Annotated in this window: 27 protein-coding genes and 3 pseudogenes; 10 read left to right on the top strand and 20 right to left on the bottom strand. The window is 53.8% G+C overall.

From position 1 onward, the window contains the following. Window positions 1–91 precede the first annotated feature (91 nt). On the bottom strand, window positions 92–1,276 hold the full coding sequence (nasR, locus tag IM299_RS08800; protein ID WP_045261104.1) for a nitrate regulatory protein NasR: 1,185 nt from the start codon (window positions 1,274–1,276) through the stop codon (window positions 92–94). Between the two features lie 72 nt (window positions 1,277–1,348). Here nasR and IM299_RS08795 point away from each other — a divergent pair, with 72 nt between their 5' ends. From IM299_RS08795 to IM299_RS08785, 3 genes are all read left to right on the top strand, one after another. Continuing rightward, a complete protein-coding gene (locus IM299_RS08795) occupies window positions 1,349–1,702 on the top strand; it encodes a DsrE/DsrF/TusD sulfur relay family protein (RefSeq protein ID WP_048998380.1) in 354 nt (117 codons plus the stop codon). A 106-nt stretch (window positions 1,703–1,808) separates the two neighbouring features. Then, window positions 1,809–3,593: a methyl-accepting chemotaxis protein gene (locus IM299_RS08790; RefSeq protein WP_193357344.1), complete on the top strand. Its 1,785-nt coding sequence runs from the start codon at window positions 1,809–1,811 to the stop codon at window positions 3,591–3,593. 194 nt (window positions 3,594–3,787) lie between these two features. Then, window positions 3,788–4,027 (top strand): DUF1883 domain-containing protein, encoded by a 240-nt coding sequence (locus IM299_RS08785; protein ID WP_013096243.1) that lies wholly within the window; start codon window positions 3,788–3,790, stop codon window positions 4,025–4,027. A gap of 29 nt (window positions 4,028–4,056) precedes the next feature. Here the strand turns inward: IM299_RS08785 and IM299_RS08780 are convergent, their stop codons facing one another. Continuing rightward, window positions 4,057–4,752 (bottom strand): gamma-glutamylcyclotransferase, encoded by a 696-nt coding sequence (locus IM299_RS08780; protein WP_028013457.1) that lies wholly within the window; start codon window positions 4,750–4,752, stop codon window positions 4,057–4,059. A 177-nt stretch (window positions 4,753–4,929) separates the two neighbouring features. Continuing rightward, window positions 4,930–5,160, bottom strand: a complete 231-nt coding sequence (gene chaB, locus IM299_RS08775; protein WP_014884191.1) for a putative cation transport regulator ChaB — start codon at window positions 5,158–5,160, stop codon at window positions 4,930–4,932. A gap of 269 nt (window positions 5,161–5,429) precedes the next feature. Here chaB and chaA point away from each other — a divergent pair, with 269 nt between their 5' ends. After that, complete coding sequence (gene chaA, locus IM299_RS08770) at window positions 5,430–6,530, top strand: sodium-potassium/proton antiporter ChaA (RefSeq protein WP_041909576.1); 1,101 nt, start codon at window positions 5,430–5,432, stop codon at window positions 6,528–6,530. Between the two features lie 74 nt (window positions 6,531–6,604). Here the strand turns inward: chaA and kdsA are convergent, their stop codons facing one another. The 6 genes and pseudogenes from kdsA to hemA all read right to left on the bottom strand — a co-directional run bounded on the left by kdsA (window position 6,605) and on the right by hemA (window position 11,649). Next, window positions 6,605–7,459, bottom strand: coding sequence for a 3-deoxy-8-phosphooctulonate synthase (gene kdsA, locus IM299_RS08765; protein ID WP_028013459.1), 855 nt, complete (start codon window positions 7,457–7,459; stop codon window positions 6,605–6,607). Window positions 7,460–7,495: 36 nt separating this feature from the next. Further along, window positions 7,496–8,305: an invasion regulator SirB1 gene (gene sirB1, locus IM299_RS08760; RefSeq protein ID WP_028013460.1), complete on the bottom strand. Its 810-nt coding sequence runs from the start codon at window positions 8,303–8,305 to the stop codon at window positions 7,496–7,498. Between the two features lie 41 nt (window positions 8,306–8,346). After that, window positions 8,347–8,430, bottom strand: a pseudogene (locus IM299_RS22880) (siroheme synthase); the annotation flags it as partial. 8 nt (window positions 8,431–8,438) lie between these two features. After that, on the bottom strand, window positions 8,439–9,269 hold the full coding sequence (gene prmC / locus IM299_RS08755) for a peptide chain release factor N(5)-glutamine methyltransferase (protein WP_193357343.1): 831 nt from the start codon (window positions 9,267–9,269) through the stop codon (window positions 8,439–8,441). Continuing rightward, window positions 9,269–10,351 carry a peptide chain release factor 1 gene (gene prfA, locus IM299_RS08750; protein ID WP_193357342.1) on the bottom strand — a complete coding sequence of 361 codons (1,083 nt, stop codon included), beginning with the start codon at window positions 10,349–10,351 and terminating at the stop codon, window positions 9,269–9,271. Before prfA ends, prmC begins: the two co-directional genes overlap by 1 nt. A 41-nt stretch (window positions 10,352–10,392) precedes the next feature. Then, window positions 10,393–11,649 carry a glutamyl-tRNA reductase gene (gene hemA, locus IM299_RS08745; RefSeq protein WP_021240361.1) on the bottom strand — a complete coding sequence of 419 codons (1,257 nt, stop codon included), beginning with the start codon at window positions 11,647–11,649 and terminating at the stop codon, window positions 10,393–10,395. A 201-nt stretch (window positions 11,650–11,850) separates the two neighbouring features. On the opposite strand from hemA, the gene lolB reads away from it, so the two are divergent. The 4 genes from lolB (at window position 11,851) to dauA (ending at window position 16,205) form a co-directional block, all read left to right on the top strand. Then, window positions 11,851–12,462: a lipoprotein insertase outer membrane protein LolB gene (lolB, locus tag IM299_RS08740; RefSeq protein WP_028013462.1), complete on the top strand. Its 612-nt coding sequence runs from the start codon at window positions 11,851–11,853 to the stop codon at window positions 12,460–12,462. Then, the gene (gene ispE, locus IM299_RS08735; protein WP_193357341.1) at window positions 12,459–13,328 is read left to right on the top strand and encodes a 4-(cytidine 5'-diphospho)-2-C-methyl-D-erythritol kinase; all 870 of its coding nucleotides are present in this window, start codon (window positions 12,459–12,461) and stop codon (window positions 13,326–13,328) included. The genes lolB and ispE overlap by 4 nt, the downstream gene beginning before the upstream one ends. Window positions 13,329–13,453: 125 nt before the next feature. Beyond that, window positions 13,454–14,401 (top strand): ribose-phosphate diphosphokinase, encoded by a 948-nt coding sequence (prs, locus tag IM299_RS08730; RefSeq protein ID WP_003856663.1) that lies wholly within the window; start codon window positions 13,454–13,456, stop codon window positions 14,399–14,401. 124 nt (window positions 14,402–14,525) lie between these two features. Further along, entirely contained in the window at window positions 14,526–16,205 is a 1,680-nt protein-coding gene (gene dauA / locus IM299_RS08725; RefSeq protein WP_193357340.1) for a C4-dicarboxylic acid transporter DauA, read from the top strand. Here dauA and IM299_RS08720 read toward each other — a convergent pair. Together IM299_RS08720 and ychH are read right to left on the bottom strand one after the other, a co-directional pair. Continuing rightward, window positions 16,191–17,249, bottom strand: a complete 1,059-nt coding sequence (locus IM299_RS08720) for a MerR family transcriptional regulator (protein ID WP_193357339.1) — start codon at window positions 17,247–17,249, stop codon at window positions 16,191–16,193. The two genes, dauA and IM299_RS08720, sit on opposite strands and share 15 nt — an antisense overlap. Window positions 17,250–17,371: 122 nt before the next feature. Further along, complete coding sequence (gene ychH / locus IM299_RS08715) at window positions 17,372–17,647, bottom strand: stress-induced protein YchH (RefSeq protein ID WP_028013466.1); 276 nt, start codon at window positions 17,645–17,647, stop codon at window positions 17,372–17,374. A gap of 274 nt (window positions 17,648–17,921) precedes the next feature. On the opposite strand from ychH, the gene pth reads away from it, so the two are divergent. Then, window positions 17,922–18,506, top strand: a complete 585-nt coding sequence (pth, locus tag IM299_RS08710) for an aminoacyl-tRNA hydrolase (RefSeq protein WP_047364922.1) — start codon at window positions 17,922–17,924, stop codon at window positions 18,504–18,506. A 126-nt stretch (window positions 18,507–18,632) separates the two neighbouring features. Then, window positions 18,633–19,727: a redox-regulated ATPase YchF gene (ychF, locus tag IM299_RS08705; protein WP_003856650.1), complete on the top strand. Its 1,095-nt coding sequence runs from the start codon at window positions 18,633–18,635 to the stop codon at window positions 19,725–19,727. Between the two features lie 54 nt (window positions 19,728–19,781). Here ychF and IM299_RS22875 read toward each other — a convergent pair. From IM299_RS22875 to IM299_RS08665, 9 genes and pseudogenes are all read right to left on the bottom strand, one after another. Continuing rightward, window positions 19,782–20,074: pseudogene (locus tag IM299_RS22875) on the bottom strand (YciI family protein). Between the two features lie 102 nt (window positions 20,075–20,176). After that, window positions 20,177–20,542 carry a hypothetical protein gene (locus IM299_RS08700; protein WP_193357338.1) on the bottom strand — a complete coding sequence of 122 codons (366 nt, stop codon included), beginning with the start codon at window positions 20,540–20,542 and terminating at the stop codon, window positions 20,177–20,179. A 16-nt stretch (window positions 20,543–20,558) separates the two neighbouring features. Then, window positions 20,559–20,939: a hypothetical protein gene (locus IM299_RS08695; RefSeq protein ID WP_193357337.1), complete on the bottom strand. Its 381-nt coding sequence runs from the start codon at window positions 20,937–20,939 to the stop codon at window positions 20,559–20,561. A gap of 80 nt (window positions 20,940–21,019) precedes the next feature. Beyond that, window positions 21,020–21,214 (bottom strand): hypothetical protein, encoded by a 195-nt coding sequence (locus IM299_RS08690; RefSeq protein ID WP_193357354.1) that lies wholly within the window; start codon window positions 21,212–21,214, stop codon window positions 21,020–21,022. A gap of 146 nt (window positions 21,215–21,360) precedes the next feature. Continuing rightward, window positions 21,361–21,606, bottom strand: a complete 246-nt coding sequence (locus IM299_RS08685) for a hypothetical protein (protein ID WP_193357353.1) — start codon at window positions 21,604–21,606, stop codon at window positions 21,361–21,363. A gap of 17 nt (window positions 21,607–21,623) precedes the next feature. Continuing rightward, on the bottom strand, window positions 21,624–21,827 hold the full coding sequence (locus IM299_RS08680; protein WP_071993454.1) for an RHS domain-containing protein: 204 nt from the start codon (window positions 21,825–21,827) through the stop codon (window positions 21,624–21,626). 344 nt (window positions 21,828–22,171) lie between these two features. Next, window positions 22,172–22,378, bottom strand: coding sequence for a hypothetical protein (locus tag IM299_RS08675; protein ID WP_193357336.1), 207 nt, complete (start codon window positions 22,376–22,378; stop codon window positions 22,172–22,174). A 744-nt stretch (window positions 22,379–23,122) separates the two neighbouring features. Beyond that, the gene (locus IM299_RS08670; RefSeq protein WP_193357335.1) at window positions 23,123–23,527 is read right to left on the bottom strand and encodes a hypothetical protein; all 405 of its coding nucleotides are present in this window, start codon (window positions 23,525–23,527) and stop codon (window positions 23,123–23,125) included. Further along, window positions 23,524–24,861: pseudogene (locus IM299_RS08665) on the bottom strand (RHS repeat domain-containing protein); the annotation flags it as partial. The pseudogene IM299_RS08665 and the gene IM299_RS08670, both read right to left, overlap by 4 nt. Window positions 24,862–24,912: the final 51 nt, after the last annotated feature.

Genomic DNA, 24,912 nt, shown 5'->3' with positions numbered 1-24,912 from the left:
GTTTAAAGACCCCCTCTTTCAGGGCCGAAAACCGGGTTTTGCCCGCGTTCGCGCACCTCAATCAGGCATAAAATGCCCGCTGATTGTGCAGCTACTCCTTTGGTGTTACCTGCCAGACGCTCTTCACCGTAAGCAGCGCGCGGGCGATATCGACCATGCGCTGGTTCTTGTCCATCGCCATTTTGCGCAGCGTCGTCCAGGCCTGTTCTTCACTCATGTTCTGGTGGGTCATCAGCACGCTTTTGGCTTTATCAATGGTTTTGCGCTCCTCAAGCGTATCGCGCAGCGACGCGAGCTGGCGGGAAAGCTGCTCTATCTCTCGTGCCTGCTGGCGAACCAGGGTCAGCAGCGGTTTATCCGGGTAGTGCGCCAGCGGATCGTCCTGTTCATCCCCGGGAAGCGGGTATGCCTCGTCGCGCTGAATACGCTCATCCACCGCGACCATCAGATCGGCGATGATCGTCTCCTCCAGCGCGCGCAGATGCTCCAGCCGCGCCGTTTGCAGCGCAAACCAGGCGAGTGCGGTATGGCCATTGTCTGCAGCAGGCTGGCGGGTACAGGCCACCCGCCGGAGCTGCTCCGTCTCACGATCGGGCTGACAATTAAGGGAGAACGAAGTCTGCACGTCGGCCTGGCTGTGGGAGAGAAAGATCTCAAAGCAGGCCTGCTGCCCGTCAATGCGGTCAACCAGCCGCTGGCGGGTCACATCATCGAAAAAGCCCTGCGTGAAGCCAATCGCCCCCAGGGCCCGCTCTTGTCCCGCCAGCTCTTTCCCCTGCATCAGGCTATATAGCGCGACGAAACGACCCGCGATTTGCGGGTCGTCAATGCTGTCATTAAGCTGCGGTACGATACTGAGCAGGTGGCGCAGCATGCGGGAGTAGTGCTCCATTGCCTGCGGAGCCGTCAGCGTTTGTCGATTTACACCGTCGCGCAGCGCGGGAAGCGTCTCCAGCGTGAGCAGCGCATTGCCGATACGTTCGCAAACGGCGCTTCCCGGAAAGGCGGACTGTTTTCCAAGAATGTCGTTCAGTGCAGCAAGGTTTTCGTCCACCAGGGCCCGGCTGGCTTTGCATTCAGGCGCATAGAGCTTACCCTGTGAGCAGAGCCAGACGTTAGATGCGCCGCGCTCGCACTGGAGCATATGCACCAGCTGGCTAATACCGCGCACCAGCACGTTCAGCTGCGCCAGCCTGCTGAGCTGCTCCCGGCGCATCCGCCTTGCGCGCTGGAGCCATTCGGTTGCACCTGGCGAAATGCCGGCCATTAATGTCATGCTTACTCTCCCGGACAGCGAAACTCCGGGAAATTAAGCAATATTCGTGCCTTTATAAGAACAGGAGTCAACATGCAGAAGATTGTGATCGTCGCCAACGGGGCGGCCTACGGCAGCGAATCCCTTTTCAACAGCCTGCGCCTGGCGATCGCGCTACGCGAAAAAGAGAGCGATCTGGTATTGCGGATATTTTTAATGTCCGATGCCGTGACCGCCGGGCTGAAGGGTCAAAAACCGGCGGAAGGCTACAACATTCAGCAGATGCTGGAGATCCTGACCGCGCAGGACGTGCCGGTAAAACTCTGTAAGACCTGCACCGACGGGCGCGGCGTTACCGGGCTACCGCTGATCGAGGGCGTAGAAATCGGTACGCTGGTTGAACTGGCCGAATGGACGCTGACCGCGGATAAAGTATTAACTTTTTAATAATAAACCCGTAAAAATATTATTTTCTTATGGACGCGGTTTCAGCATCAAGTTTACCTGCGGGGTTGCCGATAGGCATGGAAACAACACAGCAGGTATTTCACTTATGTTCAGATCCATTCGCGCACGCATTATCGCCGCGACGACAGGCTGCCTCGTCGTCGCCCTTCTTCTCAATACCGTAATTAACTTCCAGGTCACGCGCCAGGATAACCAGCAGTCCCAGCGCGATATTCTGACCAGCACCAGCGCCAGCCACAACATGGCGATTGACGACTGGGTCAAAAGCAAAATGACGGTGATTACCTCCGCGCAGAGCATCGCGCTGGCTGACGATCCGGTTCCGGCGTTTAAGCAGCTTGCCCTGGCGGGCGGTTTCACCAACGTTTACGTGGGCTACGCCAGCAAGACGGCGAAATTCTCCGACCCGACAGGCGTCCCGGCGGATTATGACCCCACCGTTCGTCCCTGGTATCAACAGGTGGTGAGCACGGACGGCCCGGTGGTAACGGCACCCTACGTTGATGCCGGGACCGGGAAGCTGGTGGTCACGTTTGCCGTGCCGGTGAAGGAGAATGGCGCTCTGAAAGCGGTGGTGGCGGGCGATGTCGCCATGGATAGCGTGGTGGCGAACGTGCGCGGGATCCACCCCACGCCGGCCAGCAGCGGGTTGCTTCTGAACAGCGACGGCACGGTGATTGCCGCCAACGAGCCGGCCCTGACGCTGAAGCCGTTTGCCGAGACGATCAAAGGCATCGACCTTGCGGCGCTGAAGAGCGGTAACCCGGTCGACGGAACGCTGAATGACAAGGAAAAAACCTTTATCGCCTCAGCCGTGCCGGGCACGAACTGGCTCCTGGTCGTCGCCCTCGACAGCAGCGATGCCACCTCCGGCATGCGTTCCCTGCTGAAAGCGTCGGCGATTTCGCTGGTGATCCTCGCACTCCTGAGCGGCGCCATTGTTCACGTCCTGATTGCCCGCCTGCTGAAGCGCCTGTCCGACATTCGCGACGCGATGCACAACATTGCCAACGGCACTAACGATCTGTCCCAGCGCCTGCCGGACAGCGGCGATGACGAAGTGGCGCAAATTGCGCAGGCGTTTAACGCCTTCAGCGATAAGCTCTCGGTGGTAATGGTTCAGCTCCGCGACGCCAGCGCCTCGGTGAAAAACGCCGCGCAGGAGATTGCGGCAGGTAACCAGGATCTCTCCGGACGTACCGAGCAGGCCGCATCCAGCCTTCGCGAAACCGCCAGCGCCGTGGAAGAGATCACCGCCTCCGTCACCCAGTCGAATGAATCGGCAGCAGAAGCCAACGACCAGGCCAGCAAGGCCTCTGCGGCCGCAGCGCGCGGCGGTGAAGTGGTTTCGCAAGCCATCAGCACCATGCAGTCCATTGAAGTGGCGTCCGCTAAGATTGGCGATATCACCAGCGTGATCGACGGCATCGCCTTCCAGACCAACATTCTGGCGCTGAACGCCTCCGTCGAGGCGGCGCGTGCCGGTGAGCAGGGCCGCGGGTTCGCCGTGGTTGCCGGTGAAGTGCGGAACCTCGCCAGCCGCAGCGCCCAGGCGGCGAAAGAGATCAAATCGCTTATCGACTCCACCACCGACAGCGTGGCCACCGGCTCGCGCTACGTGCATCTGGCCGGGGAAAGCATGGATGAGATCCGCTCCAGCATCGGCAGCGTCTCCGGCATCATGCGCGAGATCTCGATTGCCACCAGCGAGCAGATGAAAGGCATTCACGAGATCAACCACGCGGTGACCCATCTCGACAGAATGGTGCAGCAGAATGCCGAGCTGGTGGTGCAGTCCGCCGCGGCCGCCAGCGCATTGCAAAGCCAGGCGGGCGACCTTGCTGAAACCGCCGGCCATTTCCGCATTTAATTTTCTTCAGGCGCGCGTTAAACAGGGTAAACGCGCGTCAGCTGAAAGGTTTCAGGAATTTTGTCATTTTTGTTTAATCGTTATGCCATTTTTTGATCAAAATCAGCATCCCTCGCTCCCCGCTTTGGTGTTATGCAATGAGTATTTTGTGAACAACATCACGCTCGGGATGGGCAAAATCGACGGGGTAGAAAATGGCACTGGTGAAAACAAGTTTGAAACTGTTTGGCGGGGATACGGTGGTGGTGCGTTGCTCAGAGCGCTGTCGTATTCATCTGATGAGTGCGAAAGCACAGAAGCAATCCCAGGCGGATATTCTGACCGTGCAGGATGACAAAGCCTGGCTTACCGTGCCGTATACCGGCACGTGGGATGTGCTGATCGACAGCCACAGCCAGTCGCTGGAGCATTCGGTCAGCTACGTGGCAGCGTAATTTAAACGCCCGGCTCGCCGGGCGTATTCTCAGGCAAAACCCGGTCGCAGCGTGCTGTTGAGCGGGTTCCCTTCCAGCAGCGCCTTCACTTTCACCACCAGCTCATTCAGACAATCGTCCTGCATGCCGAGGCGGGTCAGCTCCTGATCGAGGGAGAAGAGATATTGCGCGTTGGTGCCCAGCGGCCCGCTGGCGGCGGCGATTAACGGGGCAATCACCTGCGTGCGGGTGTCCGCTTCATACAGCGGGTGGCGCGGATCCATAATAAACACCAGCGCGTTAACGGTGCGCCCGTCGTCGAGCTCCAGCTTGCACCAGCTCGGCATATAGCAGCCGGTGATCATCTCGCGCTTCCAGAGCAGCGTCAGCTCCTCTTCGAGCGTGGCATCCGGAAGGCGATACGCGACGCCCGTGGTGCGTCCGCCCTCTTTTAGTGCAAGCATGCGCCCTGGCTGACAGGCGCTGCCGCGTCCGGCCGTCAGGCGCAGGCAAAATGCGCGATGCCAGCCGGGCAGCGTGCCGGTTGCCGATTCAACAAATTCGAGAGCCGGGTTCCACATCAGTGAACCGTAGCCAAAAATCCATACCGGGCCATCATCCGGGCGGCAGGCAAGCGTGGCAGCGAGCGACGCCGCACGTTGTTCAGCTGACCAGAGAAGCGATTCCTCAATAGCACCAAATGCCGTCTTACAATCTGCCTTCATTAAGAAATCACGCGTTAACACTTTCCACCTCCGCCACTGCATGCTTCCTTGCGACATCTGTAATTCGCCTTCCCGGCATTCTGTGCTGGTCATTTTGCCAGCAGTCAAATTACGATAAGCAATTAGCGGACCAGTTGCAATACAACGGCAGTTCAACCGCCTGAAAAGTCAAAATGAAGGCAGCGAATAATTTCACGGCTATTTCTTCTTATGCCATTTATCATCGTCTCCTTTCTCATAGTCATGTTTTACTGCGGCCCAGGCGACCTTGTGCGCCGTCTCTTCCCGGCTGGCATCATCCCGCCGATCGTCTTTATCTTTGTACTGATCCCAGGCGCTGTTAAACGCTTCTTTGTAGATATCCTGCGCGTGTTCGGGCAGGACGTTTTTCACGTTATCGGGTAATTCGCGTTTCGTTTTATATGGCATCACTAACCTCTCTTTTGCCTAAAGAGTTAAGTGTGGACGACGATACGCCGGTGTGCCAGCCGGTTATAAACAATGAACGGATTAATTTCATAATTCATTGTTATTCAACATATATTTAAAAGAAATACCTTATTATAGGCATTAAACAAGAAAACCATAACAAAGGGTAAAATTAAGTAAAAAATAAAGGTTATTTAACAGATTTCTGTTAATTTATTGCCCTTAAAATCTATCTATAATTACAAGCACCTGCATTGATGGAGAAGCACATGACAGCAACACACGAGGCGGTAAAGACCCGCCACAAGGAGACGTCTCTCATTTTCCCGGTTCTGGCACTGGCTGTGCTGCTCTTCTGGGGAAGCAGTCAGTCACTGCCAGTGGTGGTTGGTATCAATATTCTTGCCCTGGTCGGTATCTTAACCAGCGCATTTAGCGTCGTTCGTCATGCGGACGTATTAGCCCACCGCCTGGGCGAGCCTTATGGCTCTTTAATTCTCAGCCTTTCCGTCGTTATTCTCGAAGTCAGCCTGATTTCCGCGCTGATGGCAACCGGCGATGCCGCCCCGACCCTGATGCGCGATACGCTTTACTCCATCATTATGATTGTGACGGGCGGCCTGGTAGGCTTCTCTCTGCTGCTGGGCGGACGCAAATTTGCGACCCAGTACATGAATCTTTTCGGCATTAAACAGTATCTGATCGCCCTCTTCCCGCTGGCCATCATCGTACTGGTCTTCCCGATGGCGCTGCCGGGTGCAAATTTCTCCACCGGCCAGTCGCTGCTGGTCGCGCTGATTTCCGCCGCCATGTACGGCGTGTTCCTGCTCATTCAGACCAAAACGCACCAGAGCCTGTTTGTGTATGAGCATGAAGACGACAGCGACGACGATGACCCGCACCACGGTAAACCGTCGGCCCACAGCAGCGCGTGGCACACGGTTTGGCTGATCGTGCATCTGATTGCGGTGATTGCCGTCACCAAGATGAACGCCAACCCGCTGGAGACGCTGTTAACCGAGCTGAACGCGCCGGTGGCCTTTACCGGTTTCCTGGTGGCGCTGCTGATCCTGTCCCCTGAGGGTTTAGGTGCGCTGAAGGCGGTGCTGAACAATCAGGTGCAGCGTGCGATGAATCTGTTCTTCGGCTCCGTGCTGGCGACCATTTCACTCACCGTGCCGGTGGTGACGCTGATTGCCTTTATGACCGGTAACGAGCTGCAGTTTGCGCTGGGCGCGCCGGAGATGATTGTGATGGTGGCCTCGCTGCTGCTGTGCCAGATTTCATTCTCCACTGGCCGCACCAATGTCCTGAACGGCGCGGCGCATATGGCGCTGTTTGTAGCGTATTTGATGACAATTTTTGCCTAGTCTTTTTGCCCAGCGGCGCTGCGCTTACCCGGCAATATGTCCCATAAAAAAACCCGCCGAAGCGGGTTTTTTTATTAGTTGCTGGTATCCAGCTCGTCGAAACTTTTCACCAGATCGTCAATCGCTTTGATCTGCTTCAGGAACGGCTCCAGCTTATCCAGCGGCAGCGCGGATGGACCATCGCATTTCGCGTTAGCCGGATCCGGGTGCGCTTCAATGAACAGACCTGCCAGGCCGGTCGCCATACCGGCGCGCGCCAGCTCGGTCACCTGAGCACGACGGCCGCCAGAGGCTGCACCAAACGGGTCGCGGCACTGCAGCGCGTGGGTCACGTCAAAGATCACCGGCGACTGGTTAGAAACGTTCTTCATCACGCTGAAGCCCAGCATGTCCACAACCAGGTTGTCGTAACCGAAGTTAGCGCCACGGTCGCACAGAATAATCTTGTCGTTACCGCCTTCGATAAACTTATCAACGATGTTACCCATCTGGCCAGGGCTCACGAACTGCGGTTTTTTCACGTTGATCACGGCACCGGTTTTCGCCATCGCGGCAACCAGGTCGGTCTGACGCGCCAGGAACGCCGGAAGCTGGATTACGTCTACCACGTCTGCCACAGGCTGCGCCTGCCAGGACTCATGCACGTCGGTGATCACTTTCACGCCAAACGTCTGCTTCAGCTCCTGGAAAATTTTCATCCCCTCTTCCAGGCCAGGGCCACGGTAAGAGTTGATGGAGGAGCGGTTGGCTTTGTCAAAAGAGGCTTTAAACACGTACGGAATGCCCAGCTTCTGGGTCACGGTCACGTAGTGCTCGCAGATACGCATGGCGAGATCGCGGGATTCCAGCACATTCATACCGCCAAACAGCACGAACGGCAGGTCGTTTGCTACCTTGATATCACCAATGCTAACCACTTTTTGTTTCATAGGATCGCCTTATTCAGGTGTGAATCGGAATTAAGATTAATGCAGTGTAATTTGTTTGTGCGAGATCGCGTTGATCTGCGCGCGAATCATTTCGCTAATCGGATCTTCCGGACACTGCTCGACGAAATAGCTCAGATCGTTCAGCGCCACGTGCTCGCAGTCGAGCTGGGCATAGATAAGCCCGCGGTCGCGAATTTCGTAAGGATCTTCCGGATTAAACTGCAGCAGCACTTCACTGGCACGCAAGGCCAGCTCCATCTGACGCTCTTCCATCAGCGCTGACTTCAGCGTATCCAGCAGCTTGCGAATGACTTCGGCGTTGTCGGCTTCGTCGAGATCTTCGTTAAAGAGCTCGGCCACCGGGCTGATGTTGCCTTTCAGCCAGACGTCCAGCGTATGCTCGTCCAGCGTATCGCCGTTAAACGGATTAATGAGCCACATCTCACCGTCCAGCCACTCCGCACGCAGGATCATCTGCGTCGGGAAAATGACCGGCACCAGCGGAATATCCAGGCGGTGCGCAACCCACAGCAAAATAGAGCCCAGCGCAACGGCGCTGCCCTGACGATTTTTTAAGACCTGGTCCAGCCATAATGCGTCAGACAGGCGATACACGCCACGCGTGTCGCAGAAACCCCATTCGCCGTAGAAAAGCTCCAGAAGCTTCTCTAATTGCCAGTCCTGCGGGCGCGCCTGATTGATCTCTTCACGCGCCAGGCTGACCAGATTCTCCAGCTCATCGTAGACGTACTGCGACGTAAAATCGTCGCGTATCATCTCCGAAATCAGGATCATGCCATCGCAAAGCGGCACTTTATTAAATTCGAAATCGGCTAAGGACCTCATGACTTACCCCAGTAACGACTGAGCGAACAATGACGCTCAGGCGCGATAAAACTCAAAACGATGTAGATGATAACGCCAAACTGCCTTTCAGTCAGCCTTACGCCTTTATCAGTAAATGGCAGATACGCGGAACTCAAGACCACTGCCCCAGCGTCAGGCGTTCGTTGCCGCCGTAGTCGCGGCAGGTTTCGACAGCGGCGTAGCCTGCCTGGGTAAACAGTGCCCGCACGGATTCTCCTTGCGTCCAGCCATGCTCCACGAGCAGCCAGCCGCCGGGGAGCAAATGCTCTCGTGACGTTGTCACAATGTGATCAAGATCGGCTAATCCCGCGTTGGCGGCCACGAGCGCCGTCAGCGGTTCGAAGCGAACATCTCCCTGCGCAAGATGCGGATCATGTTCGTCAATGTAAGGAGGATTGCTGACAATCATGGCAAATGAGCGGTTCTCCAGCGCGGCAAACCAGCTGCTTTGCAGCACCGTTACGTTGCTGAGCCCGAGACGTTCCACGTTACGCAGCGCCAGCGCCACCGCGTCGGGCATCACATCCACTGCCGTCACATCGCAGTCAGGCCGCTCGCTGGCCAGCGCCAGCGCGATAGCACCTGTTCCCGTCCCGAGATCGAGAATGCGGCAGGCCGCTGCGGGTAAACGTGCCAGCGCCTGCTCCACCAGACACTCGGTATCCGGACGCGGGATCAGCGTCGCCGCCGAGACGTAAAGCGTAAGCGACCAGAATTCGCGCTCACCGACAAGGTGAGCCACCGGCTCGCCGTTTTTACGGCGGGCAAGCAGCGTGGCGAGCCGTGCTTCCTGCTCTGCGGTCAACTCAGTTTCGCCGAACGCCAGCAGGTACGTGCGGGCTTTACCCGTCACATGCTCAAGCAAAATTTCGGCATCGCGCTTCGGGCTTTCGCTTTTGCAAAGCTCAGCGGCCGCCTCGCGTAACCAGCGCTGAAAATCCATTATTCCTGCTCGGACAGCGCCGCCAGCTGGTCGGCCTGGTATTCCTGCACGATAGGCTCAATCAGCATATCCAGCTTCCCTTCCATCACCTCGTCCAGACGGTACAGGGTCAGGTTGATACGGTGGTCGGTCACGCGCCCCTGAGGAAAGTTGTAGGTGCGGTTACGGTCACTGCGATCGCCGCTGCCCAGCAGGTTACGACGCGTAGAGGCTTCCGCCTGCTGACGCTTCGCCATTTCCGCCGCGTGGATGCGCGCACCCAGCACGGACAACGCTTTGGCTTTGTTTTTGTGCTGCGAACGTTCGTCCTGACACTCCACCACGATGCCGGTCGGCAGGTGGGTAATACGGATGGCGGAGTCGGTGGTGTTAACGTGCTGACCGCCCGCCCCGGAGGAGCGGAAGGTGTCGATGCGCAGGTCCGCCGGGTTGATGTCCGGCAGTTCCGCTTCCGGCAGCTCCGGCATCACCGCCACCGTACAGGCGGAGGTGTGAATACGGCCCTGAGATTCGGTGGCCGGAACGCGCTGCACGCGGTGACCGCCGGATTCAAACTTCAGACCTCCGTACACGCCGTCGCCGCTGATCTTGGCGATAACCTCTTTGTAGCCGCCATGTTCGCCTTCGTTGGCGCTCATGATCTCCACGCGCCAGCGGCGCGATTCGGCGTAGCGGCTGTACATGCGGAACAGATCCCCGGCAAAGAGCGCCGCTTCGTCACCGCCGGTACCGGCGCGCACTTCGACAAACGCGTTACGTTCATCGTCCGGATCTTTCGGCAGGAGCAGCACCTGAAGCTGCTGCTCCATCTCTTCGGAACGCGCTTTTGCATCCTGCAGCTCTTCCTGCGCCATCTCGCGCATCTCAGGATCGTCGAGCATCATCTGCGCGGTTTCAATATCTTCCTGAACCTGTCGCCAGTCGGTAAAGCATTTTGATACATCACTCAACTGCGCATATTCACGCGAAAGCGCGCGAAAACGTTCCTGGTCTGCGATAGTCCCGGCATCGCCGAGCAGCGCCTGTACTTCTTCATGGCGCTCGTGCAGAGCTTCCAGTTTAGCGACGATAGAAGGCTTCATAGGCGTAAGTGCACCTTGTCTTAGAAAATGGGTATAGGGCGCTATTCCAGCCCGAGGCTGTTGCGCAGAATAGTCAGGCGTTCATCATCCCCGTCACGGGCAGCCTGTTGAAGAGATTTGGTTGGCGCATGGATCAGGCGGTTGGTCAGCTTCCACGCCAGATCCTGCATAATCGCCTGCGCGTCGCCGCCCTGTTCCAGGGCCGCTAACGCTTTGGCAGTCAGGTCATCACGCACCTGCTCCGCCTGTCCGCGATACTCGCGGATGGTCTCGCTGACGCTTTGCGCGCGCAGCCAGGCCATAAATTCGCTGGTTTCCTGCTCAACAATGGTTTCCGCCTGCACCGCCGCCGCTTTACGCTGGGCGAGGTTGTGCGAAATAATGCTTTGCAGGTCATCCACGCTGTAAAGATAGGCGTTAGCCAGCTTTCCAACCTCTGGCTCAACATCGCGCGGAACGGCGATATCCACCAGCAGCATTGGCTGATTACGGCGGGATTTCAGCGCACGCTCCACCATCCCTTTACCGATGATCGGCAGCGGGCTGGCGGTAGAGCTGATAATAATGTCCGCCTCTTTCAGACGTTCATCAATATCGCTCAGCGCAACCACCTCGGCACCCACTTCGTCCGCCAGCACCTGCGCGCGTTCGCGGGTGCGGTTCGCGATAATCATCTTTTTCACTTTATGCTCGCGCAGATGGCGCGCCACAAGCTCGATGGTTTCGCCCGCGCCTACCAGCATCACGGTGACGGTCGACAGGGATTCAAAGATTTGCCGTGCAAGGGTACAGGCCGCGAAAGCAACAGAAACCGCACTGGCACCAATGTCGGTTTCGGTTCGCACACGCTTCGCCACGGAGAAGGACTTCTGGAACATACGCTCCAGCTCGCTGGCCTTGAGATGCCCTTTCTGGGAGTCTGCGAAGGCTTTTTTTACCTGGCCGAGGATCTGCGGCTCGCCAAGCACCAGCGAATCCAGACCGCTGGCGACGCGCATCAGATGACTGACCGCATCGTTATCCTGATGCCAGTACAGGCTGTTGCGCAGCTCGTCTTCGTTGAGATTGTGGTAGTCACATAGCCAGCGGATCAGCGCGTCGTGCAGGTTATCCTGCTCTTCCACGCTCAAATACAGCTCGGTACGGTTGCACGTCGAAAGCACCACGCCACCCTGCACCATCGGCTGTGCAAGCAGGCTGTCCAGCGCCAGGTCAAGCGTATCCGGCGAAAACGTAACGCGTTCTCGCAGCGAAACCGGGGCCGTTTTGTGGTTGATGCCGAGTGCTAATAGGGTCATGTTGAGCGGGAGTAGTACCAGCGTTAATAAGGTTAGCAGGACGCATCATACAGGATGCGCGAGATCAATAAAAGAGACCGCCTCCTTTCGGAGTAATAGGTTACTCAACGCTTTGAGATAATTTGAACGTAGACGGTAGCACTGCGGGGCGCTAGCATTAACAGTTATAACTGCAACGTATCTCAAGGATTTGTCCTCATTATGACCCGACTGATTCGCCTGCTGCCGCTGGCAGCACTGGTTCTGACCGCCTGTACTGTCACCCAACCAAAAGGCCCGGGCAAAAGCCCTGATTCACCGCAGTGGCGTCAGCACCAGCAGGACGTCCTTAATTTGAAGCAGTACCAGACGCGCGGCGCCTTCGCGTATCTCTCTGACGAACAAAAGGTTTATGCCCGCTTCTTCTGGCAGCAAACGGGGCAGGACAACTATCGCCTGCTGCTGCTGAACCCGCTTGGCAGCACCGAGCTGGAGCTTATCGCCAAACCGGGCGAAGCGCAGATCACCGATAACAAAGGCCAGCACTACACGGCGACCGATGCCGAAGAGATGATTGGCAAGCTGACCGGGATGCCAATTCCACTGAACAGCCTGCGCCAGTGGATCCTCGGCCTGCCGGGCGAAGCGACCGACTATACGCTTGACGATCAATACCGTCTGAGCCAGGTCAACTACACCCAGAACGGCAAAACCTGGAAAGTGGTGTACAGCGCCTATGACAGCAAGAGTAAACCTTCGCTGCCATCAAACATGGAGCTGACCCAGGGCAGCCAGCGCATCAAGCTGAAAATGGACAACTGGATCGTTAAATGATGACCCACTGGCCTTCTCCGGCAAAACTGAACCTGTTTTTATACATCACCGGCCAGCGTGCTGACGGCTATCACACCCTGCAGACGCTGTTTCAGTTTATTGACTATGGCGATACGATCTCCATTGAACTGCGTCAGGACGGGCAGATTTGCCTCCTGACGCCGGTCGACGGCGTGGCGCATGAGGACAACCTGATCGTCCGCGCCGCGCGCCTGCTGATGAAAGCCGCCGCGGAATCGGGCCGTCTGCCGGCGGGAAGCGGTGCGGATATCCGCATTGAGAAGCGTCTGCCGATGGGTGGCGGTCTCGGCGGGGGCTCATCCAACGCCGCCACCGTGCTGGTTGCGCTGAACCACCTCTGGGGCTGCGGGCTGTCGACGGATGAACTGGCTGGTTTGGGCTTAACGCTGGGTGCAGATGTCCCTGTGTTTGTTCGCGGCCACGCGGCCTTTGCCGAGGGCGTGGGTGAGATCCTCTCCCCGGTCAACCCGCCGGAGAAATGGTATCTGGTTGCCCACCCCGGCGTGAGCATTCCGACCCCGGTCATCTTTAAAGATCCTGACCTGAAAAGAAATACCCCGGTACGGTCAATAGAAACGTTATTAAATTGTGAATTCAGCAACGATTGCGAGGATATCGCAAGAAAACGTTTTCGCGAGGTTGATGCGGTGCTTTCCTGGCTGTTAGAATACGCGCCGTCGCGCCTGACCGGTACAGGGGCCTGTGTCTTTGCTGAATTTGACACCGAATCCGCCGCCCGTCAGGTGCTTGAGCAAGCGCCGGATTGGCTGCATGGTTTTGTAGCGCGCGGGATGAACACCTCCCCCCTACAGCAGGCCATTCTGGCGCAGACTGAGTTTCGGTGACAACGTCACCCTGTTCCAGACGTTGCATCGCGCTCTTTAATACACCGCCTGGATAGCCTTCGCTTAGGCCCCGCAGTTTGCGGCGAACGTTATCCACCACTGGACGCATGCCTGAGGTTCTTCTCGTGCCTGATATGAAGCTTTTTGCTGGTAACGCCACCCCGGAACTAGCACAACGTATTGCCAACCGCCTGTACACTTCCCTCGGCGACGCCGCCGTAGGTCGCTTTAGCGACGGCGAAGTCAGCGTACAAATCAACGAAAATGTACGCGGTGGTGATATTTTCATCATCCAGTCCACCTGTGCTCCAACAAACGACAACCTGATGGAACTGGTTGTTATGGTCGACGCTCTGCGTCGCGCTTCCGCAGGCCGTATCACTGCTGTTATCCCTTACTTTGGTTATGCCCGCCAGGACCGTCGCGTCCGTTCCGCGCGTGTGCCCATCACCGCAAAAGTTGTCGCTGACTTCCTGTCCAGCGTCGGCGTTGACCGCGTACTGACCGTTGACCTGCACGCAGAGCAGATCCAGGGCTTCTTCGACGTCCCGGTTGATAACGTATTCGGCAGCCCAATCCTGCTGGAAGACATGCTGCAGCTGAACCTGGACAACCCAATCGTGGTTTCTCCGGACATCGGCGGCGTGGTCCGTGCCCGTGCTATTGCCAAGCTGCTGAACGATACCGACATGGCGATCATCGACAAGCGTCGTCCGCGCGCTAACGTTTCTCAGGTGATGCACATCATCGGTGACGTGGCTGGCCGCGACTGCGTGCTGGTTGACGACATGATCGATACCGGCGGTACGCTGTGTAAAGCCGCTGAAGCGCTGAAAGAGCGCGGTGCCAAGCGCGTGTTCGCTTACGCGACCCACCCGATCTTCTCCGGTAACGCGGTAAACAACCTGCGCAACTCCGTCATTGACGAAGTTGTGGTATGCGATACCATCCCACTGAGCGACGAGATCAAGGCACTGCCAAACGTGCGTACCCTGACCCTGTCCGGGATGCTGGCCGAAGCGATTCGTCGTATCAGCAACGAAGAATCCATCTCTGCAATGTTCGAACACTAATCGAACTCGGCCAAAAAACCCGCTGCGGCGGGTTTTTTTGTCTCTGGGTTTTATTTGTATGATTAATGCCTCCTTCACCTGCCATTCACATGACAGATGATGCGCACACGGATGATAGATAATTGTGAAAAACGTAGCCTCCTCACATGTTCTGCCCTTTCGCGCCCTCATCGACGCCTGCTGGAAAGAGAAGTACACCTCGTCACGCTTTATCCGTGACCTGATTGCCGGGATCACCGTCGGGATTATTGCCATCCCGCTGGCGATGGCGCTGGCGATTGGCAGCGGCGTTGCGCCACAGTACGGTCTGTATACCTCGGCCGTTGCCGGGATTGTTATTGCCCTGACGGGCGGCTCGCGCTTCAGCGTCTCCGGCCCGACCGCCGCCTTTGTGGTGATCCTCTACCCGGTTTCACAACAGTTTGGTCTGGCAGGCCTGCTGGTTGCCACCCTGATGTCCGGCGTCTTTTTGATTCTGTTCGGTCTGGCCCGTTTTGGTCGCCTGATTGAATATATTCCCCTTTCCGTGACGCTGGGGTTCACCTCGGGGATTGGGATCACCATCGGAACCATGCAGATCAAAGATTTTCTCGGTCTGCAGATGCCCCACGTCCCGGAGCACTATTTACAAAAAGTGGGGGCGCTGTTTATGGCGCTGCCAACGGCCAACCTGGGCGACGCCGCCATCGGAATAGTCACCCTGGGGACGCTGATCGTCTGGCCTCGCCTCGGTATTCGCCTGCCGGGCCATCTGCCCGCCCTGATGCTGGGCTGCGCGGTGATGGCTATCGTCAATATGTTCGGCGGTCATGTCGCGACTATCGGCTCGCAGTTCCACTATGTTCTGGCGGACGGTTCGCAGGGTAACGGCATTCCGCAGCTGCTGCCGCAGCTGGTGCTACCGTGGGATATGCCTGGTTCGAGCTTCACCCTGAGCTGGGATTCCCTTCGCGCCCTGCTGCCCGCCGCGTTCTCTATGGCGATGCTGGGAGCGATTGAATCCCTGCTGTGCGCCGTGGTGCTTGACGGCATGACCGGCACCAAGCACAAAGCCAACAGCGAACTGGTCGGTCAGGGCTTAGGCAACCTCATCGCACCATTCTTTGGCGGTATTACCGCCACGGCAGCCATCGCCCGTTCTGCGGCAAACGTGCGCGCAGGTGCGACCTCCCCCGTTTCAGCGGTTATCCACTCCGTGCTGGTGATTCTGGCGCTGCTGATCCTTGCCCCGCTGCTCTCCTGGCTGCCGCTTTCCGCCATGGCCGCCCTGCTGCTGATGGTGGCCTGGAACATGAGCGAGGCGCATAAGGTGGTGAACCTGCTGCGTCGCGCGCCGAAAGACGACATCATCGTGATGCTGATCTGCATGTCGCTGACCGTGCTGTTCGATATGGTTATCGCCATCAGCGTCGGGATCGTGCTTGCGTCCCTGCTATTTATGCGCCGCATCGCGCAGATGACGCGCCTCACGCCGGTTAACGTGGAGGTGCCTGAGGATGTGCTGGTGCTGCGCGTGATTGGCCCGCTATTCTTTGCCGCGGCGGAAGGATTGTTCAGCGATCTGGAGTCCCGCATCGCGGGGAAACGGGTTGTGGTGCTGAAGTGGGATGCCGTCCCGGTTCTGGATGCCGGTGGTCTGGATGCCTTCCAGCGCTTTGTTGCACGTCTGCCGGAAGGCTGCGAGCTGCGGGTCAGCAACCTGGAATTCCAGCCCCTGCGCACCATGGCGCGTGCGGGCGTGCAGCCGATCCATGGCCGCCTTGCCTTTTATCCTAACCGTGAAGCCGCGTTAGCGGATCTGTGAGTTATCTGATGCAGAGAAACGTCTCTGCATCATCACCCCGATCGCCTGCTGGAGCCATGCAAGCACGGCAGGCGTCATCCAGGTTCCTTTCATCAGATGCGGCTCCTGCTGCATAGCCGTACGAAACTTTTGCTGGGTCTCGGGGTTGGTGCCTGCGTAGGACTGGAACAATGCCAGCCAGTTTTCAGCCAGCTTTTGCGCCTCCTTCGAGTCAGGAGCGATATTGTCCCGCTGCGCCTGATGCAGTTTCGCCACCAGCGGCGGCCACTCCATCATGCGGTCAAAATAATGTGTCCGGGTAAAGGCCATCTCTTCGGCAGTGAGATACTTCTCCCATATCCTGAGCTTAGATTCCGCAAACGCCCGCGTGATGTAATCTGTCATCTCCGGGGTGATGCCGGTCTGCGCCTGCATCTGTGGCTCTACGCTGTGCATCTCGTTCAGCCGGGTGAGAAACTCCGGCTTGCCCGCCGTGTCCTGTTCAAGACGTTCCATCCAGCGGGTCGCCAGATCCATCGCCCGCGTGTCAGTAACGGGTATATCCTGTTCCAGCAGCGCGTTAGCCTCTGCCACCAGCCCTGACCAGATAGCCGCCAGCGCATCCTTCTGTACCGCAAACGGCAACTGCTGTAACTCTTCTTTGCTAAACCAGCGATCGTACATATTCATTAACTCCAGAGTCTGTAGCCAGGACTCCAGATCCGGCGTCGCATCGTCGGTAAGCCCGGTACGCAGCTCCACCAGCCGGTCGCGCAGCGTGTGTATGCTGCGCAGCTGTTTATCCAGCAGCGTGATTTGCGCATCGAGTAGCTCGGTCAACGACAGCGACTCCTTTTCCAGAAAATCCCTGATTTCAGCAAGTTCCAGCCCCGCTTTTGCCAGCGCCTGGATCATGTGCAGACGCTGGACATCCGCCAGGTTGTAAAGCCGGTAACCTGCCGCGCTTCTGGCAGAAGGCAGCAACAGCCCTGTTTGCTCGTAGTGATGCAATGTCCGCACGGTGATACCGGCTCGTTTCGCCAGCTCACCCACTTGAATCAACATAACTGCTCCTTTTTACTTTGCCAGTGCCACCACTCTGGAGCCTTACGTTACGTGAGGGTCAATATGCTATGCAAAAAAAAAACGACTCCGGATGGAGTCGTTTCGATGTTCTTAATCAGGCACTAGCTGTGCTTATGCTGGTCACGACGACAGCGTTTGTCGTAGTGGCGCACCCACCAGTATTTATCGCAGACTTCCTCATGTCCGCTTACGCGCGCCCCGGCGAGCCACAATACTGCACCGAGGAAGATGCTCAATACCGCGCCATGCGCGAAGTATTGTGGGAGATCAAGCTGCGGCAGTTGGTTTAAAATGGAATAACCTACGCCGACTACCATCACGAACAGTCCCAACCCCATTAGCACGTTACCGAGCATCGAAGCGTTTTTGCGTTTCATATGTCACCTCCGGAACTTTGGGTTGTCAGGGGAAAAGCCCCTAATCCTTGTGTGTAAAGTATAGACAACGCCCCTTTTATGAGTTGCGTGAATGATCACAATTACGGATAACGCACAAACAAAAGTTTACAAATAAGGCGTTGAACAGCTTGAAATTCTAATTGTTCAGATGAGTAATTATTCGAATTTTGCCGGGATAACCGCAGAATTTTGTCAAGCGGCGCGCCAGACAGTAAACTACGCGCCAGATCTGGAACCCATTAGGAATTGAATCGTGACGATTAAACTGATTGTCGGCCTCGCCAACCCGGGCGCGGAGTATGCGGCCACCCGCCACAACGCCGGAGCCTGGTACGTCGATCTGCTGGCCGAACGGTTACGTGCTCCCCTGCGTGAAGAACCTAAATTCTTCGGCTACACCTCACGTATCAACCTTGCAGGCGCGGATGTTCGCCTGCTGGTGCCGACCACCTTTATGAACCTGAGCGGTAAAGCGGTGGCGGCGATGGCAACGTTTTATCGCATCAACCCGGATGAAATTCTGGTGGCTCACGATGAGCTGGATCTCCCGCCTGGCGTAGCAAAATTCAAGCTGGGCGGCGGACACGGCGGTCACAACGGTCTTAAAGACATCATCAGCAAGTTGGGCAATAACCCGAATTTCCACCGTTTGCGCGTGGGAATCGGCCATCCGGGCGATAAAAACAAAGTTGTCGGTTTCGTGCTCGGTAAACCCCCGATTTCCGAACAAAAACTGATTGACGAGGCGGTAGACGAAGCGGCACGCTGCACTGAAATCTGGCTGCAAGACGGCTTAACCAAAGCGACAAATCGCTTACACGCTTTCAAAGCGCAATAATCCGCCCGATACGGCTTTTTTACCGCGCGTCATGCGGGTTACGTGTATAATAGGCGTAGTTATTTACTTTTCATCAATCGGTTATCGTTAACGGATTGATTATCAAGATATTAAGGTGATTTAGAAATGGGATTCAAATGCGGTATCGTCGGTCTGCCAAACGTGGGCAAATCCACCCTGTTTAACGCGCTTACCAAAGCGGGTATCGAAGCGGCGAACTTCCCGTTCTGTACCATCGAACCGAACACCGGCGTGGTGCCAATGCCGGACCCGCGTCTGGATCAGCTTGCGGAAATCGTGAAGCCGCAGCGCATTCTGCCAACCACCATGGAGTTCGTGGACATCGCGGGCCTGGTGAAGGGTGCCTCCAAAGGCGAAGGTCTGGGTAACCAGTTCCTGACCAACATCCGTGAAACTGAAGCGATCGGCCACGTTGTGCGCTGCTTCGAGAACGACAACATCATCCACGTTAATAACAAAGTGGATCCGGCTGACGATATCGACGTCATCAACACCGAGCTGGCGCTCTCTGACCTCGACACCTGCGAACGCGCCATTCACCGCGTGCAGAAGAAAGCGAAAGGCGGCGATAAGGATGCGAAAGCGGAACTGGCTGCGCTGGAAAAATGCCTGCCACAGCTGGAAAATGCCGGCATGCTGCGCGCGCTGAAAAACCTGACTGACGAAGACAAAGCGGCGATCAAATACCTGAGCTTCCTGACCCTGAAGCCAACCATGTACATCGCCAACGTTAACGAAGACGGTTTTGAGAACAACCCGTACCTGGACAAAGTCCGTGAAATCGCCGCGGCGGAAGGTTCTGTGGTTGTGGCGGTTTGCGCAGCCGTTGAGTCCGATATCGCCGAGCTGGACGACGCCGACCGTGAAGAGTTCATGGCCGAACTGGGTCTGGAAGAGCCGGGCCTGAACCGCGTGATCCGCGCAGGCTATGAGCTGCTGAACCTGCAGACCTACTTCACCGCTGGCGTTAAAGAAGTGCGTGCGTGGACGATTCCTGTGGGTGCGACTGCGCCTCAGGCGGCCGGTAAGATCCACACCGACTTCGAGAAGGGCTTTATTCGTGCGCAGACTATCGCGTTTGAAGACTTCATTACCTATAAGGGTGAGCAAGGAGCGAAAGAAGCAGGCAAGATGCGTGCGGAAGGGAAAGATTACATCGTTAAAGATGGCGACGTGATGAACTTCTTGTTTAACGTTTGAGTTGTTTTGAATGAAAAAAATCCACGCTTTGGCGTGGATTTTTTTATTGCGGGGTCAAAACACATTGTCTAAGAGATCTGCCTGCATACTGGGTTCAAGGGAATAATTTCGGCAGTCGCAAGTTTTAACGCCTGAAAGGATCCTCGCGTAATCGCTCTTCAAGAGAGGCAAGACTCTCAGAGTTAGCGAGAATGGCTCCACCGCGTTTCATGGGATCCGTCTTCCGGATGCCAGAAATATCCCCACTGAATACCCCTTTTTTAGCAACTCCACATGAGCAGGTATCACTGCGTCAACCTCTTCAAGGGTTTTATATAGGTCAAAATGACAATGTAAACCGTGCTCATCTTTTGCCTCTCAGCTCTGTTTTTTAAACCGCTTGATGTAACTGCTGATACAGCCCCTCTTTTGCCACCGGTTATTGTTATCATTTTTTGGCGCTTTGGAAGTTAATACGCAGGGCCAGATAGAGACAACGCGTTACGCTTCATATCCCAAGAATAAAACCAATCATGCCAGCCATTTTGTTTTTCTGGATAGCTACAGACAACGACCACTTCCTTTGACAGGTTGAATGTTAAGTAATAGAAAGTTGCGCCTTCAGGAGGCGCAGTCCAAAATAATTTTTCGCCCTGAGCATTGAAGATGGTCAAAATAGTTGGAAATGGCTTTGGCTCGCTTAACGCAAAGGCTAACTGGCGTGTTAAGTCGACCAATGCATAGTTTAAAAATGGCACATTAACCAGTATGTTACTTTCACCACACGCCCATTGAAGCAGGTCTTTTTCTTTAATACAAATGAGATTTTCAATCATTGGTAAACCTCAACGTTTAAAGTTTGATCTGCTTCAAATTACCTTCAAAAAGCCCCACAAGATATACCCGGTATCGGGCTGGCTGCACTTCTTTATACGTTAATACAATAGAAAATTCTTTTAAACAATTTGAACATGCTTTTTTCGAAACATGTAATTGGCTTTCATTATAGCTAAATTCATTATGATCGCTAACAAGCTTCACTCCTCTCATTTTCTTAACCAAAAAATATTTTACCTCTTCAGAGAGCGAGTCAAACTCATATGAGTTTTCGATGGAATAGACTATTACACCCTCGCATTCAGGGCATGCTATTTTTGCGCCATAATCTATAAAGTCATTATCAATGCCATCCAGGACTAATATCTTCTTTTTCAGTCGATTAGTTATTTTCATTTTTTTATATTTTAACTTTATTAATAAAAAAGTAAGGCGAGAAGAAAATGAGGGGTTTATTAATTAATAACATTATTTAGTCAAACATTCCATTCGATATAAATACCAAAATCGAAGCTTTTTTTCATATTTGGCATGATTTTCTTAACGGCTTTGTGCTTTACTAATTCGCGGTATAAATCACACTTACAAAAGCCTTCTTTAGTATCAATTTCCAAAGGCAGATCATCAAGATTTAGTTTACCTGTAATCGGTTTAAATTTTAATTCAATCATTTTGCCCTGATTTACTTTTTATTGTCTGACAAGATCTTAATAAGATAATCGACTCAACATGAGAACATCCATATGAGGAGCATTTTCCGCGTGCAAATTATATTTGTTATAACCATTTACAATGACACCCGCATAACAATAAAGTCTTATTGCCAATGGTGCAATAAGTCAATCCACATTTCTTTTTCCTCAGCGTTAATTTTTATGCCATCTCTATTTTGTTTTACATACTGCATGTACGTTTCATAAATTGCTCTTATTATCACCGTTTTTTCGGTGCGAGATCCTTCAATCAAAGTCATTAGTTTTTCTAAATAAATTGATGAATCCACTCTTTCGTTGAAAAAAAACCTGAGATAATCGAGTACTTCATCATATGAATCGTAATTCATGATAGGCATTCCTGATTTCATACACTGGTTTGTTTGGCACATCCAATTCTGGAGATACCCGGATATCTGCGTCTCGCTTTCCAGCAGTAGCTTACGCAGGCTCCGTTCGCCCCTTCCCAGCGCATCTGCCCTTCGATATCCATTATCCGCTCTGGCGTGCCGTTGGGCTGGCAGTGGAACCAGAAGATCTCTGGGGCATTAACGTCGTCAGCATGTGCCAACGGGTCATCACTGTCTGGTCGCAGTATACTAAGGTCATCGGCACGTCCCCTGCACCTCCTGCAGCAGGCGGTTATGGGTAATTTTCTCAATCGCCCTTCTAACGGATTATCATCAGCGGCGAACAGGTTTTGAATAAAGTTAAAAGAAGGAAATCAGCATAATGCGTGATATATAAAATAAAATCTGTAATTAATATATTTCTAATATCCCTCATAGAGGAGGGCAAGGATTGGGACGAGTCAAGAGTCATTTACCCTTCCCCATGCATCAACCTACTCACCTCCCATAAAAAAACAAACATAATAAACAACCTGAAAAAATCAATTCCCCTTATAACTATTAGTTAGCAAAAATAAAAGTAAATATCACGTATCAAATCTCCATCCGCTTCATCAACGGTTCTTGTTTTGACTTTATTAAAGTCAGCTAAAATACCTTTCACTGGCACATCAGGCTTTGATATGCCATCATAAAATGCTTCCTGTTGACTTTCCCGAACATATTTTTTTATTAAAAAAACAAGATTCTTTCGTAACTCTTCCCCTGTCATTCATTTTACTCCTGAATTTTAATAACACATTCGAAAAAAAAACAGATTACATCCTGACACCGATGGTAATAGCATAACCTTAGCAAAATAATACGGGATATTAAGTAAAAACCCATCAAGCCATTTTTATTTAATATTTTACTGCCATATATTGAACAACTGTTTCCATATCTCCTGTTCCTCATGAGTAGGGACTCTATAATCTTGATTCTTTCGACTATATTCCATAAAACATGAGTCTATAGCTCAAATAGCCACCATTTTTTCTTTTCGACAATCATCTAAAATAGATTGCATATCCTGCAAACAATTAGAATCAAGAATATATTTTTGAAAAAACAGCTCCAGGAAATCTAACACTTCATTATAAGATTGTAAATTTATCATGATTCCTCTGGCAGAATATCAATCTTGTCGAAATTAATAACTCTGTTTTCAGCATGCCGCTATTGAACATTATCTTGGCCGTATTCAGGGTATGCTATTTCTGCGCCATAATCTATAAAGTCATTATCAATGCCATCCAGAACTAATATTTTCTTTTTCAGTTGATTAGTTATTTTAATTTTTCATCTAAACCCTTAATTAAAACGCAACAAATCAGAATCAATTATAGATATAATGAATAGATGTGCTTTTTTTTATTGGATAGATAACTCAAAGATGAATGCGATCACAAATGCACGCCAGAATGCTATGCATAGAGACGCTGGGGAAATCGTATGCAATAAAAAGTAAAACTGACTATTCATCTTCTATATCAGGGGGCGGCGTCGTAATACCAAGTATTTCTCGGCCAAATCTAATTTCCTCAGCAGTTTTCTTTTTAAGTCTAAGGATAATAACACCCAGTAAAGTATCATTATTTTCATCTGAGTAAATCTTGAACGAGTATGACTTGTTTCGGATATTAATTACGAATACATTTTCCTTTTCAAAATTTTCAAGGGCAATAATCAACTCATCAAGACCATTAACTTTCAACCCTGTAAATTTAGTATTTTCCTTATGCGCTTTCATTATTCTCAATTCATCTTTAGTACTACTTATAAATGATGCACATTGAAGATTATTCTTTTCATTTAGATAAGAACGAAACTCACCCGGTATTTTTTCTCGTGCGTATTCAATAAGTTTATCATTTATCATGGTAGGAATACCTCCACATCGCCACTTCGAATTCCCTTAAGTAAGATTTCGCGTTCCATCCATTCATCAAAAGAATACTCCCACGACCAAGAATCACCAGGCTTAGGAGCACCAACTTTGACTCTTAATATGACCCCGTCAGGTCCTGCGAAGCCTCTAGCTACATCTGGACTATCTATCCACGAAGTATAGGGACTGATACTGGATACCCCTCCGAAGTTATGTTGCTCAGGAGTTATTGATGAATGAACATCCCCAGGATTTACCTTACCATTAAGTGCATTTTCCCATTCGGGATGGTCTTTATGTATATCCCGGTAATTATATTGCCCAGGTTCCGCATCCGGTAGATGTTTATCAGGCTTACAAGGCGACAACCCCCACGGATCCACCCACCCCAGCGCATTCGGCGCATACTGGTAAAGGTTAAACCCTCCCGCCAGCCCTATCGGATCCTGCTGCGTAAACCGTCCGCAGTCCGGGTCGTAATACCGGAACAGATTGTAGTGCAGCCCTGTCTCACGGTCCAGGTATTGCCCCTGCATGCGCAGGTTCTGAGAATATCCTGATAGCTGCGTCTCACTTTCCCGCAGCAGCTTGCCCCAGGCGCTGTTCACCCCTTCCCAGCGTACCTGCCCTTCGCTATCCGTCATCCGCTCCGGCGTGCCGTTGGGCTGGCAGTGGAACCAGAAGATCTCCGGGGCTTCCACGCCGTCAATACGCGCCAGCGGGTCGTAGCTGTCCTGATCGCTGTATACGTAGGTGAGCGGCACATCCCCGTGCACCTCCTGCAGCAGACGGAACCCTTCCCAGACAAACCGCGTGGTGACAGGCTTACCGGTTGGCTGGCCGCCCAGCATCTGGCGGCGCGTTTTGCTGATGCGTCGCCCGAGCGGATCTTAGCGGAAGCTGACCTGCGTCTGCGGCCTGTTGCGGTCCCGCGGCTGGCTGATGACCTCCGTCAGGCGGTGTTCGCCATCGTACCGGTAGTGCCAGCGGGTCTGGCCGTTATCCTTCTCCACGGTGCGGCCGTGGATGTCATAGCGCCAGCGAATACCGTTCAGTTGCGTGACCCGGTTATGGGCAATCTTCTCTCCAGCGCCCTCTAACGGGTTACCGGCTGCATCCCAGCGCCACTGCTCCTGGCCGGGCAGTGTGCCGTCCTTAACGAGCAGACGCCCGACGCTGTCGTACTGCCAGCGGTACCAGTTAAACGGGTTATCGTCTCGTACTTCCCGCACCAGGTTATTACGGAAGCCGTAATCCCAGCGGCGGGACCAGCGGAGCGGCGACGGACGTTGGGCATTGCCGGTAAAGATGTCCCGTCGATAAAGATTACATCGTTAAAGATGGCGACGTGATGAACTTATTTTTTAACGTTTGAT

The organism is Enterobacter cloacae complex sp. P47BA (genome assembly GCF_014930485.1).
Lineage (GTDB): Bacteria > Pseudomonadota > Gammaproteobacteria > Enterobacterales > Enterobacteriaceae > Enterobacter > Enterobacter bugandensis.
Note: the sequence above shows the minus strand (reverse complement) of the source record. Positions and strands in the feature narration are given on the sequence as shown.